The sequence below is a fragment of the Achromobacter sp. SD115 genome, assembly GCF_017355315.1.
Taxonomy (GTDB): Bacteria; Pseudomonadota; Gammaproteobacteria; order Burkholderiales; family Burkholderiaceae_B; genus Achromobacter; species Achromobacter xylosoxidans_B.
The window spans coordinates 74,763-87,356 of the sequence record NZ_JADIJM010000026.1 but is presented as its reverse complement, the minus strand read 5'-3'; the positions used below and the strand labels follow the sequence as shown (position 1 = coordinate 87,356).

Annotated in this window: 10 protein-coding genes; 5 read left to right on the top strand and 5 right to left on the bottom strand. The window is 65.4% G+C overall.

Annotated elements, in window-relative coordinates:
* The 4 genes from IPU70_RS27800 to coq7 all read right to left on the bottom strand — a co-directional run bounded on the left by IPU70_RS27800 (window position 1) and on the right by coq7 (window position 4,980).
* On the bottom strand, window positions 1-1,026 hold the full coding sequence (locus tag IPU70_RS27800; protein ID WP_207472481.1) for an SDR family oxidoreductase: 1,026 nt from the start codon (window positions 1,024-1,026) through the stop codon (window positions 1-3).
* A 9-nt stretch (window positions 1,027-1,035) separates the two neighbouring features.
* Complete coding sequence (tviB, locus tag IPU70_RS27795) at window positions 1,036-2,313, bottom strand: Vi polysaccharide biosynthesis UDP-N-acetylglucosamine C-6 dehydrogenase TviB (RefSeq protein WP_207472480.1); 1,278 nt, start codon at window positions 2,311-2,313, stop codon at window positions 1,036-1,038.
* Window positions 2,314-2,416: 103 nt separating this feature from the next.
* Window positions 2,417-3,523, bottom strand: coding sequence for a glycosyltransferase (locus IPU70_RS27790; RefSeq protein ID WP_207472479.1), 1,107 nt, complete (start codon window positions 3,521-3,523; stop codon window positions 2,417-2,419).
* Between the two features lie 779 nt (window positions 3,524-4,302).
* Window positions 4,303-4,980 carry a 2-polyprenyl-3-methyl-6-methoxy-1,4-benzoquinone monooxygenase gene (gene coq7, locus IPU70_RS27785; RefSeq protein ID WP_207472478.1) on the bottom strand — a complete coding sequence of 226 codons (678 nt, stop codon included), beginning with the start codon at window positions 4,978-4,980 and terminating at the stop codon, window positions 4,303-4,305.
* 122 nt (window positions 4,981-5,102) lie between these two features.
* Between coq7 and IPU70_RS27780 the strand changes: the two genes are divergently transcribed.
* From IPU70_RS27780 to IPU70_RS27765, 4 genes are all read left to right on the top strand, one after another.
* Window positions 5,103-5,546: an OsmC family protein gene (locus IPU70_RS27780; protein WP_013396217.1), complete on the top strand. Its 444-nt coding sequence runs from the start codon at window positions 5,103-5,105 to the stop codon at window positions 5,544-5,546.
* A 110-nt stretch (window positions 5,547-5,656) separates the two neighbouring features.
* Window positions 5,657-6,628 (top strand): thymidylate synthase, encoded by a 972-nt coding sequence (locus IPU70_RS27775; RefSeq protein ID WP_207472477.1) that lies wholly within the window; start codon window positions 5,657-5,659, stop codon window positions 6,626-6,628.
* A 355-nt stretch (window positions 6,629-6,983) separates the two neighbouring features.
* On the top strand, window positions 6,984-9,047 hold the full coding sequence (locus tag IPU70_RS27770) for a bifunctional diguanylate cyclase/phosphodiesterase (protein ID WP_207472476.1): 2,064 nt from the start codon (window positions 6,984-6,986) through the stop codon (window positions 9,045-9,047).
* An 85-nt stretch (window positions 9,048-9,132) separates the two neighbouring features.
* Complete coding sequence (locus tag IPU70_RS27765) at window positions 9,133-9,618, top strand: dihydrofolate reductase (protein WP_207472475.1); 486 nt, start codon at window positions 9,133-9,135, stop codon at window positions 9,616-9,618.
* Between the two features lies 1 nt (window position 9,619).
* Here IPU70_RS27765 and IPU70_RS27760 read toward each other — a convergent pair whose 3' ends face one another.
* Entirely contained in the window at window positions 9,620-11,047 is a 1,428-nt protein-coding gene (locus IPU70_RS27760) for a PLP-dependent aminotransferase family protein (protein WP_207472474.1), read from the bottom strand.
* A 161-nt stretch (window positions 11,048-11,208) separates the two neighbouring features.
* Between IPU70_RS27760 and IPU70_RS27755 the strand changes: the two genes are divergently transcribed.
* Complete coding sequence (locus IPU70_RS27755; protein ID WP_013396222.1) at window positions 11,209-12,534, top strand: aspartate aminotransferase family protein; 1,326 nt, start codon at window positions 11,209-11,211, stop codon at window positions 12,532-12,534.
* The last annotated feature ends 60 nt before the right edge of the window (window positions 12,535-12,594 follow it).

Here is a 12,594-nt window from a genome sequence, read left to right as displayed (position 1 = left end):
TCAACGCAGGAATTGCGTGTACCAGGGCATGGCCACTTCCAGGCCTTGCAGCACGGTGTGCGTCGGCTCGTAACCCAGCAGCCGGCCCGCCTTGCTGACGTCCGCCTGCGAGTGGCGCACGTCGCCCGCGCGGAAATCGGCGTAGACCGGCTTCTTGCCATAGGCCACGCCCTGAGTGTCCAGCGTCTGCACCAAAAAACCGAAGAGCTGGTTCAAGGTGCTGCGGCCGCTGACCGCAACGTTGTAGACCTGATTGCGCCCGTCCGGCGCGGCCATGGCCGCAAGGATATTGGCCTGCACCGCGTTTTCCACGAAGCAGAAATCGCGGCTGGTCTCGCCGTCGCCGTTGATGGTGACGTCCTCGTTCTGGATCATCGCAGCCGTCCACTTGGGGATCACTGCCGCGTAAGCGCCATTGGGGTTCTGACGCTTGCCGAACACGTTGAAATAGCGCAGGCCCACCGTTTCGAAACCATACGAGCGCGCGAACACGTCCGCGTAGAGCTCGTTGACGTACTTGGTAACCGCGTAGGGCGAGAGGGGCTTGCCGATGTTTTCCTCGACCTTGGGCAGCGCCGGATGGTCGCCGTAGGTCGAGCTGGAGGCTGCGTAGACAAAGGATTTGACTTCCTCGTCGCGCGCCGCCACCAGCATGTTCAGGAAGCCGCCGATGTTCACCTCGTTGGTCGTGATCGGATCCTTCAGCGAACGCGGCACCGAGCCCAGCGCGGCCTGGTGCAGCACGAACTCCACCCCCTGCACCGCGCGACGGCAGGCTTCCAGGTCGCGGATATCGCCCTCGATGAAAGTGAACCGCGCCCACTGCTCGGGCGTGACGGAATCACGCACTTCGTCCAGGTTGTGCTGAAAACCCGTGGCGAAGTTGTCCAGGCCGGTCACGGTCTGGCCCAGCTTCAGCAGCGTTTCCAACAGGTTCGAACCGATGAAGCCGGCGCAGCCGGTCACCAGCCACTTGCGCGGTGTGGCCGACAGTTCCTTCTTGATGGTCTCAAAGCGTGTGGTCATGGGTAGTCCTTACAGGCGCAGATCGGATTCGGAAGGCGAAAGCACATACTTCAGGTCGTACAGGATGTGCTGCGGCTTGCCCAACTTACGGATGCCTTCCGCGCCCATCGCCTTGAACTGATTGTGCGCCACGCCCAGGATCACGGCGTCGTACTTGCCTTCGTCGGGCTTGGCAACCGGGGTCAGGCCGTATTCGTGCACGGCCTCTTCGGGGTCGACCCAGGGGTCATACACGTCGACGTCGACGTTGTAGTCGCCCAATTCCTTGACGATATCCACGATGCGCGTATTGCGCAGGTCGGGGCAGTTTTCCTTGAATGCCAGGCCCATGACCAGCACGCGGGCGCCCTGCACGTGGATGCGGCGCTTGGTCATGGCCTTGACCAGTTGCGACACCACGTAGCTGCCCATCGAGTCGTTCAGGCGACGGCCCGCCAGGATGATCTCGGGGTGGTAGCCGATGGATTGCGCCTTGTGGGTCAGGTAGTACGGGTCCACGCCGATGCAGTGGCCGCCCACCAGGCCCGGACGGAACGGCAGGAAGTTCCACTTGGTGCCGGCCGCCTGCAGCACGGCTTCGGTGTCGATGCCCATCTTGTTGAAGATCAGGGCCAGTTCATTGATCAGCGCAATGTTCACGTCGCGCTGCGTGTTCTCGATCACCTTGGCGGCCTCGGCCACGCGGATGCTGGACGCCTTGTGGGTACCAGCGGTGATGATCTGCTTGTACAGTTGATCGACCAGCTCGGCCACTTCGGGCGTGGAGCCGGACGTGACCTTCTTGATCGTGCTGACGCGGTGATCCTTGTCGCCCGGGTTGATGCGCTCGGGGCTGTAGCCGGCGTAGAAGTCGACGTTGAACTTCAGGCCCGACACGCGCTCCAGCACCGGCACGCAGTCTTCTTCCGTGGCGCCCGGATAGACGGTAGATTCGTAGATGACGATGTCGCCGCGCTTGAGCACGGCGCCGATGGTCTCGCTGGCCTTGACCAGCGGGGTCAGGTCCGGCTGCTTGTATTCGTCGATGGGGGTCGGCACGGTCACGATGAACACGTTGGCCTGGCCCAGCACCGCGCGGTCGGCCGTGTAGCTGAGTTGGGTCGCTTCCTTCAGCTCTTCGTCGCTGACTTCCAGCGTGTGGTCATGGCCCACCTTGAGCGCATCGATGCGGCGCGTATTGATATCGAACCCGATGACCGAACGCTTCTTACCGAACTCCACCGCCAGAGGCAGGCCGACATAGCCCAAGCCTACAACAGCGAGTTTCACATCCTGAATTCGCAACATAACTCTCCCTTCACCGTAGAACGATTACGGCATTTCAAATATGGTCGGGTGATTAAAAAAAGATCACTGAGCCCCCGGGCGGCAACCGCCGGGGCGCCCAAAACTAATCGGAAGTCCGCAAAACCGAGGGCAGCAGCAGCCAGCCCGGACGACGCCAGGACACCAGCCGCGAATACAGCCAGATATAGACGGCGGCGAACACCACCAGGCTGGCGCACAGCGCCCAGGCGTTGTCCCACCAGATGGTGGCGGGCACCAGGCCGATCAGGGCCAGCACCCACATGTAAGGCGAGGCCAGCGCATTGCACAAAGCCGGCACCGCATGTCGCCGGCCCCGGCTGAACGTGACCCGGACCAGGCGGCGGAACACCAACTGATGCAGGTGCAGGGCATCCGGCTGATCCACCGGCACGCCACGCTTGAAACGGCGGCGCCAGATCGAGAAGCCGGTTTCGAAGACGGGGTAGAACAGCACCGCCAGGGCATAGAACGGCGATACCGAGGGATTGCGCACCACCAGCAATACCGCCAACTCGGCCAGCATGAAGCCCAGGAAGTACGCGCCGCCGTCGCCCAGGAACACGCGCCCGAACGGGAAATTCCAGACCAGGAAGCCCAGCGTGGCCGAAGCCAGGGCCGCCGCCACCAGGAAAATCGGCACGTCGCCCACCTGCAGCGCCACCAGGCTGATCGATATGGCCATCAACGTGGCCACCATGCCAGCCAGCCCGTTCATGCCGTCGACGATATTCAGCGCATGCGTACAGCCGCCCACCGCGAACATGGTGAACAGCAGCGACACCGGCCAGAAGGACAGCACGTAATCCACCGGCGCCATGCCGACGCGGCTGACCCCGCCCAGCAGCCACCAGGCGATCGCGGCCGACAGGAAGGCGGCCAGCAGGCGCTTGCTGGCGCCGATGTCCTTGGTGATGTCTTCGAGCAGGCCGGCGACGAACACAGGCAGCGCCGCGACGAATAGCGCGGGCCACAGCCAGGTCAGCGTCATGTTGCTGGGTCCGAGGACCAGCAGGCCCGCCAGCGTGCCCGCAAGCACGGCCAGGCCGCCGACGCGGGGCGTGGCGCGGGAATGGTTGGCTTGGGGTTTGTTGAGATCGCTGTCGCCGGTAAAGGCGCCATGCCAGCGCTCCGACGCCACGATGAGTCCCCCCACCATGAATGCGACCACGCAAATGTACAGCCAGGTCACCGAGTCACCTCTGGTTGGTCTATCGAGACAGGCCCGCCATTATCGGGGGCAGGTGTAACGCCCATATATGGGAGGAATAAGGAAGTGCAATTCACCGGCACAGAACGTAACGCCTTGCGCCTTGCCGTCGGGGTCGCGCCCGGCCCGCCATCTGACTGGACCTGCAAGGCGAAACCGCGCAGGCGTGGAAATAGGAGGTTCATAAAGCGATTGTAGAACTTTCCGCCTGTACACACGCGAAAAATCCGAGGGAAAACGCGAAGACCCTCCTATGGCGGAAGCGCCCCAAAAGGCTACGACCCATGCTCTTCCCCGCTCAAATGGGGACGCATCAAAAATGCCGAAAAAAAAGCCCGAGATCGTAAGATCTCGGGCTAAATCCACCAAAGGAGGAGGGTGGAGGAGACAACCGTGGCATGTTGGGAGCTGACTTTCCGCTCGCTACGCTTTCGGGGTTTTGCACCGCGCCGACTGCGTTTCAACATCCGATGAGTGAATAGTACCGAGGTTTTTTGTGCGATGCAAGAATTTTTTTAACCTGCCGCACAAGAGATTTCTTGCGTTGCATTTTTGCCGCAAACCCTGATGCACCTGCCTGGAAACCCGCACCAATCAATGCCCGTTCCAAAAACAGGGTTTCTGCCGAATGGGTAAACCCGCCCGGGGCTTACCCTAGCCAGCACCGGGTAATCCCGCTCTGGTTTTTGCACCTGAATGGTGCGCTCGGCACCAACTTGCATCCATTTTTGCGCATTGCAACATTTTAGCTTCCGAGCCCTTCAAACCCAGTAGGCTGTAGTCGTCATGACCTTGGACATGGCGCGCATTGCGGCCTTCACCGGGGCTGGCAGCGGCACGCCGCCCGCCGCCTCCGCGCTGGCGCGATGCTGCGCCTCGTCCTCTTTCATCTTCTGGACGATCTGGCGCGAGCGCTCGTCCTGCACCGGCAAGGTGCGCAGATGTTCTTCCAGATGGGCTTCAACCTGCTTTTCGGTTTCCGCCATGAAACCCAGGTTGCGCGGCACGCCGGCATAGCTGGCCAGCACGCCCAGCGCGAACGAGCCGGCGTACCAGACCGGGTTCAGCAGGCTGGGACGGCTGCCCAGTTCGGACAGCCGCTGATTGCACCAGGCCAGGTGATCCACTTCCTCGGACGCGGCATTCAGCAGCAGCGCGCGGGGCGCCGGTTCGCGGCAGACCGAGGCCTGTCCCCGGTACAGCGCCTGGGCGCAGACCTCGCCCACATGGTTCACGCGCATCAGCCCGGCCGCGTGGCGCTTTTCCTGGGCCGACAGGGCCTGCGGCGCCTCGTCGGCGGTGGCCGGATAGGGCCGGCCGGCCGTGGCGCTGCCGGACAGCACCCGCAACGCGCGGTCAGCCTCGGCCAGCAAGGCATCCACGGGGCTGATGCGGCGCAGGAAGGAAACGGGGCTGGGGCGGGACAGAGCGGTGGACATGGGCAACTCCTCGGCAAGGCAGGCGCGCACGCCCCTGATGCGGGGCGGGGCTCTCATGCCCGGAATTGTACGCAACAGGTATCATCAGCCATTGACAGCGCTCAAGCTCAAGGACACGACAAATGGAATGCACGATCGACTGGGGCGGCCCGAACGGCATGCTCTTCACCGCCAGCACCGGCAGCGGCCACGTGGCCGTCATGGACGGCGCCGTGGACGGCGGCGGGCACAACCTCGCCCCCCGCCCCATGGAAATGCTGCTGGCCGGCACCGGCGGCTGCACCGCCTACGACGTGGTACTGATCCTCAAGCGCGGACGCCACGCCGTCAGCGGCTGCAGCGTCAAGCTCCAGGCCGATCGTGCCGATGCCGACCCCAAGGTCTTCACCCGCATCCATTTCGCCTTCACCGTCACCGGCCGCAACCTGCCGCGCGCCGCGGTAGAGCGCGCGGTGCAGCTGTCGCATGAGAAATACTGCTCGGCCTCGGCCATGCTGGAAAAAACCGCGGCGCTGACCTTCTCGGTCGAGATCGTCGACACGCAGGAAGCGCCCGCCGCCGCCTGAACCGCGCCCGCGTGGTGTAATTCGTCTATCCGTAACTTATAAGAGCCGCCGCGACCCATTCGCGGCGGCTGTCTGCGTCACCCGCCGGGCGAGCGTGCGCAAGGACCGCCATGAAACAATACCTGGACCTCGTTCAATCCATCCTGGACACCGGCGCGTGGCAGGAAAACCGCACGGGCATACGCACCCTGAGCATGCCGGGCGCATCGTTGCGCTTCGACCTGCAAAAGGGCTTTCCCGCAGTGACCACCAAGAAGCTGGCGTTCAAGTCCGCCATCGGCGAAATGGTGGGTTTCATGCGCGCCTCGCGCAGCGCGGCGGAATTCCGCGAGCTCGGCTGCAAGGTCTGGGACCAGAACGCCAACGAAAACAGCCAGTGGCTGGCGAATCCGTACCGCGAGGGCCCCGACGACCTGGGGCCGGTCTACGGGGTGCAATGGCGCCAGTGGCCGGCCTACAAAATGCTGGACGCCAGCCGCCCGGCGCAGATCGCCGACGCGCTGTCGCGCGGCTACGCCCAGGTGGCCGAGCTGGAGGAAGGCGGCGTGCCGAAGGTGCTGCTCTACAAGGCGGTGGACCAGTTGCGGCAGTGCCTGGACACCATCCATGAGCGTCCCGGCGACCGCCGCATCCTGTTCCATGGCTGGAACTGGGCGCAGATCGAGGAAATGGCGCTGCCCCCCTGCCACCTGCTCTATCAATTCCTGCCGAACGCGACCACCCGCGAAATATCGCTGTGCCTGTACATCCGCTCCAACGATGTCGGCCTGGGCACGCCGTTCAACCTCACCGAGGGCGCGGCCCTGCTGCATCTGGTCGGGCGACTGACCGGCTACACGCCGCGCTGGTTCACCTACTTTATCGGCGACGCGCACATCTACGAGAACCACCTGCCGATGCTGCGCGAACAGCTCACGCGCGAACCCTACGAAGCGCCCACGCTGGTCTTGTCGGACCGCATTCCCGATTTCTCGGTCACCGGACGCTACGAACCCGAATGGCTCGAGAAGGTGGAACCGGGCGACTTCTCGCTGTCGGGCTACACCCATCACGCCCCCCTCACCGCCGCCATGGCTGTATAAACCGCCCCGACTGCGCGCCCAAGGCGGCAGGTGAAGATTGGTGAGCTTCTGGAGGCGCGTTTTCGGTATAACCCATCCCTTAGCCATGGACGCGCGTCCAGAAATTCCCGCGCGCCATTGCTTCCGACCGGCACCAGCCGCGCCGTGCCGGTCGCTCGCCGCGAAACCGGGCAATCCGCCCGGCAGCACCGTCCGCCGGCGTTGCTCAGCCCCCCCTTCTCACAACGAGAGCACGTGCATCACCAGCGTCGTCCGCCGGATTTTGTCTTGCGACCGACTTGCAACCATAGACTACCAATTGATTTGATATGAAGCCCGCGCGGCGGCAGTATGCGCCAAGGACAGGACCCCACAAATGCTCGTCGGAACGTATAACCCTTCGCTCGTCCTCGTATCCCTAGGAGTCGCCATCCTGGCGTCGTACACGGCGTTGGGCATGGCCAACCGCGTCAGGGCCTCGAACGGGTTGCCCAGCGCGCGCTACTGGTTGGCGGGCGGCGCTTTCGCGATGGGCGTGGGCATCTGGTCCATGCATTTCGTCGGCATGCTGGCCTTCAGCCTGCCCATTGCCATGGGCTACGACTTGCCCCTGACTGTCCTGTCGCTGGTCATCGCCATCGGCTGCTCTGCCTTCGCCTTGTGGACCGTGAGCAAGGACGAGCTGCCGCGGCGGCGGCTCCTGATCGGCGCCCTGCTCATGGGAGCCGGCATCGCGGCCATGCACTACCTCGGCATGGCCGCCATGCTCATGGAACCAGGCATCGTCTACGACGCCAAGTGGTTCGCACTATCCATCGTGATTGCTGTGGCCGCCTCAGGCGCGGCGCTGTGGATCACCTATCGCCTGCGCCACGGCGGTCCCCGCGTGGCCTGGTCGCGGCCGCTGGCGGCGGTGATCATGGGCATCGCCATCGTCGGCATGCACTACACCGGCATGGCTGCTGCCGGCTTCCCCGCCGGCAGCATCTGCATGGCGGCCAACAGCGGCATCTCGGCCGGCTGGCTGGCCATCGCCGTCACGGCGGTGACCCTGAGCGTGCTGGCCATCGCCCTGCTGGTCGCGGTGCTGGACAACCGGCTGGAGGCGCGCACCTCGGCCCTGGCCTCTTCGCTGGCGGAAGCCAATGAAGAACTGGTGCAGCTGGCGCTGCACGACACGCTGACCAAATTGCCCAACCGCATCCTGCTGGAAGACCGGCTGGAGCAGGCGATCGAAAGCGCCACCCGGCGCAAGGGTTACTTCGCGGTGCTGTTCTTCGACCTGGACGGCTTCAAGGCGGTCAATGACGCCTACGGACACCACACCGGCGACGCATTGCTGATTGACCTGGCGCAGCGCATCCGCCTGACTCTGCGCACCCAGGACACGGTGGCGCGCCTGGGCGGGGACGAGTTCATTGTGCTGAGCGAAGTGGTCGAGCCCACGGACGCGGCCAACGTGGCCGACCGCCTGATCGAGGCCATCGCCCGGCCGGTCACGGTCTACGGGCATGAGGTCATGGTGACCTCCAGCGTGGGCATCGCCATCTATCCCAACAACGGCCAGGATACGCATGCCCTGCTGACCAACGCCGATGCGGCGATGTACCACGCCAAACGCCTGGGCGGCACCGGCTACAGCTTCTTCGAACCGTCCATGAACGCGGACGCGCATGAGCAGATCGAATTGCTGCACGACCTGCGCCTGGCGCAGGAACGCAACCAGCTCGTCCTGCATTACCAACCCAAGTACGAAGCGCCCGCCGGCCCCATCATCGGCGCCGAGGCCCTGCTGCGCTGGAACCATCCGACGCGCGGCCTGGTGGGCCCGGACCAGTTCATCCCCACGGCGGAAAAGACCGGCCTGATCCTGTCCATCGGCGAATGGGTGATCAACGAAGCCTGCCGCCAGATGCGGGAATGGATCAACGCCGGCCAGGGCCACTGGACCGTCGCCGTCAATATTTCGGCCCTGCAGTTCGCCCACGCCAGCCTGGTGGAAACGGTGCGTTCGGCCCTGGAACGCCACGGCGTTCCGCCGGCCTGCCTGACCCTGGAAGTGACCGAATCCACCGCCATGCGCGACGCCGAGGCCAGCCTGGCGGTGCTCAAGCGCCTGTCGAACCTGGGCGTGACGATTTCCATCGACGACTTCGGCACCGGCTATTCCAGCCTGCTCTACCTGAAGCGCTTGCCGGCCACCGAACTGAAGATCGACCGCGGTTTCGTCAACCAGCTGGAAAACGACAACGAGGACGCCGCCATCGTGTCGGCCATCGTCGCGCTGGCGCAGCAGTTGAACCTGCGCATCGTGGCCGAAGGCGTGGAAACGCCGGCGCAGCAGAAATTCCTGACCGGCCTGGGCTGCGATTCGCTGCAGGGCTTCCTGCTGGGCAAACCCATGCCCGCCACTGAATTCCTGGAACACGCGATCGACTGAGGCAGCCAGCGCGGCGCAGGCCGCCGCGCAAATTTGCTACGCTTGCCGTAGCCAACCGGCCGAACCTCTACCCTCCCGACTCCGCATGCCCGCCAGCCTTACCCTTATCGTCGCCTATTCCACCAATCGCGTCATCGGACGCGACAACGCCCTGCCCTGGAAACTGGCGGGCGATCTGGCGCACTTCAAGCGCAGCACCCTGGGCCATCCCATCATCATGGGCCGCAAGACCTGGGACTCGCTGGGCCGGCCGCTACCCGGCCGCAGCAATATCGTGATCAGCCGCAACCCCGGCTTCAGCGCCGCGGGCGCCATCGTGGTCCCCTCGCTGGAGGCGGCCATCCAGGCCTGCGGCGACATCGACGCGGCCTTTGTCATTGGCGGCGCGCAGATCTACGCGCAGGCCTTGCCCCTGGCCCGGCGCGTCCTGGCCACCGAAGTCCGGGCCGAGGTCGAAGGCGATGCCTTTTTCCCGCTGCTGCCCGCCTTTCAATGGAAGGAAACGGCGCGCGCCGCGCAGCCGGCCGAAAACGGCTACGAATACGATTTCGTGACCTACGAGCGGCAGTGACTCAGGCCGCCGCGCCGGCATTGCGCATGAAGCGCCAGAGGGCGGGCGCCTCCGAATAGGCCACGTTGAAGCGCACCCAAGGGGTGTCGGCCTCGTCAGCCTCGAAATAGGAACCGGGCGCCAGCCAGATGCCATCTTTGAGCGCCAACTCCGCCAGGCCGTTGGCGCCGCGCTCGCGCCATTGTCCAGCCACCTTGGCCCACAGGAACAGGCCGCCTTGCGGCCTTCCGTAGATCTCGAAACCGTGCTGCGCCATCAGTTCGGCCACGCCCGCATGGGCCACCGCCAGACGCTCGCGGGTACGGGCGATGTGGGCGCGGTAGCGCCCCTCGCGGATGACCTGGTGCACGATGCGCTCCATGATCTCCGGCGAGGTCAGGCCTACCGCCATCTTGGTGCGCGCGATGTCGCGCGCCAGATCGCGGTGTGCCACCACATAGCCCACCCGCACCGACGGACTGATGACCTTGGAGTAGCCGCCCAGGTAGACCACGCGCCGCGCGCCGTCCAGGGCGGCCAGCATGGGCGTCACGCCGGGCGCGAGTTCGCGCGAGATGTCGTCTTCCACCACCCACAAACCGTGCCGCTCGGCCGCTTGCAGGATGCGGAAGGCATTGGCCATGCTGATGCTGGCGCCCGACGGGTTCTGCAAGGCGGTATTGACGACCAGGGCCCGCGGCCGGTGGCGCGCCACCACCGCTTCCAGCGCCTCGCAGTCCAGCCCATCCAAGGTACGCGGCACGGGCACCGCGCGCATACCGGCCAGGCGCAACATCTGCAGCAGGTTGGCATAGGCGGGCTGCTCCACCACCACCGTGTCGCCCGGCCGCAGCAAAGTGCGTATCACCATGTCCAGCCCGTGCGTCACGCCCTGGGTCAGCACGACCTGCGAGGCCTCGACCTCCATGCCCTGCGCGCTAAGGCTGGCCGCGATGGTCTCGCGCAGCGGCGCATAGCCGTAGGGATGGCCGTAGTTCGCAATGCGCATGGCGGGTACCCGCCCCATGTGGCGCAGCGCCATGTGCAGCCCCTCTTCGTTCAGCCATTCGCCGGGCAGCCAGCCGCAGCCCGATTTGATGGGGATGGAATGGTCCGCGAAGATATCCGACAGCAGCCAGCCGGCGTTCAGGCGCGGCGGCTCCCAGGACGGCGGCTGGCTCGGGCGGGCCGGCGCGTCCGGCGTCGCGACCCGATAGCCCGCGCCCGGCCGTGCCGCCAGCCAGCCCAGCGATACCAGGCGGCTATAGGCGCTGGCCACCGTGAAGGTGCTGACCTCGTACAGGCGCGCGAACTCGCGTACCGAAGGTAGGGACATACCCGGACGCAGGGTCTGTTCTTCGATGGCCCGCAGGATGGCTGCAACCAGCTGCTCGACCAGAGTCGGCGCCTGTCCGCGGCCACGGGCGCGGTTTGGCTGAAAATCGATCACGGCATTAACTGTACAGTTGTGTCGCTGATAACTATACAGTTAGCCGCATTTGCGCGGATCGTATATTTTCATTCCCCTCCAGACGCACCAGAATCGTTTCAATCCCGCTGGCTGCACACCCGTCGCCCAAGTCCAGCGCTTGTCCGTCCCCTGGAGCCGCCATGAACGCCCCCGCCGAATTGCCTGACCTGTCCCACCTCTGGATGCCCTTCACTGCCAACAAGCAGTTCAAGGCCCATCCGCGCATGCTGGCGACCGCCAAGGGCATGTACTACACCTCGACCGACGGCCGCCAGATCCTGGACGGCACCGCCGGCCTGTGGTGCGTCAACGCCGGCCACGGCCGCGAGGAAATCGTCGCCGCGATCTCCCGCCAGGCGGGCGTGATGGACTACGCGCCGGGCTTCCAGCTGGGCCACCCGCTGGCCTTCGAAGCCGCCACCGCCGTCGCCGGAATGATGCCCCAGGGCCTGGACCGGGTCTTCTTCACGAACTCGGGCTCCGAATCCGTCGACACCTGCCTGAAGATCGCCCTGGCCTATCACCGCGCCCGCGGCGAAGGCCAGCGCACCCGCCTGATCGGCCGCGAACGCGGTTACCACGGCGTGGGGTTCGGCGGCATTTCGGTCGGCGGCATCTCGACCAACCGCAAGACCTTCTCCGGCGCGCTGCTGCCCGCCGTGGACCACTTGCCGCACACCCACAACATCGAGCAGAACGCCTATTCCAAGGGCCAGCCGGCCTGGGGCGCGCACCTGGCCGATGAGCTGGAACGCATCGTCGCCCTGCACGATCCCTCCACCATCGCAGCGGTCATCGTCGAACCCATGGCGGGCTCGACCGGCGTGCTGATCCCGCCCAAGGGCTATCTGGAAAAGCTGCGCGAGATCACCTCCAAGCACGGCATCCTGCTGATCTTCGACGAAGTCATCACCGCCTACGGCCGCCTGGGCGCCGCCACGGCATCCGAATTCTTCGGCGTCACGCCGGACATCATCGCCATGGCCAAGGGCGTGAGCAACGCCGCGGTGCCGGCCGGCGCCGTCGCGGTCAAGCGCGAAGTGCATGACGCCATCGTCAACGGCCCCGCCGGCGGCATCGAGTTCTTCCACGGCTACACCTATTCGGCGCACCCGCTCGCGGCCGCAGCCATCCTGGCCACGCTGGACATCTACCGCCGCGAAGACCTGTTCGGCCGCGCCCGCAAGCTGTCCGGCGCTTTCCAGGAAGCCGCCCACGGCCTGAAGGGCGCGCCGCACGTCATCGACGTGCGCAACCTGGGCCTGGTTTGCGGCATCGAGCTGGCCCCGCGCGCGGGCGCTCCCGGCGCACGTGCCGCCGAAGTGTTCCAGAAGTGCTTCGACAGCGGCTTGATGGTGCGCTACACCGGTGACATCATCGCGATCTCGCCCCCGCTGATCATCGAAGAAGCCCAGATCGGCCAGATCTTCGAACAGATCGGCAAGGTACTGAAAGAACTCGCCTGATACTGCGCCGCCCCGCGAGGGGCGGCATCTCGCCAGGGCGGCCCCAGGCCGCCCTCCGGC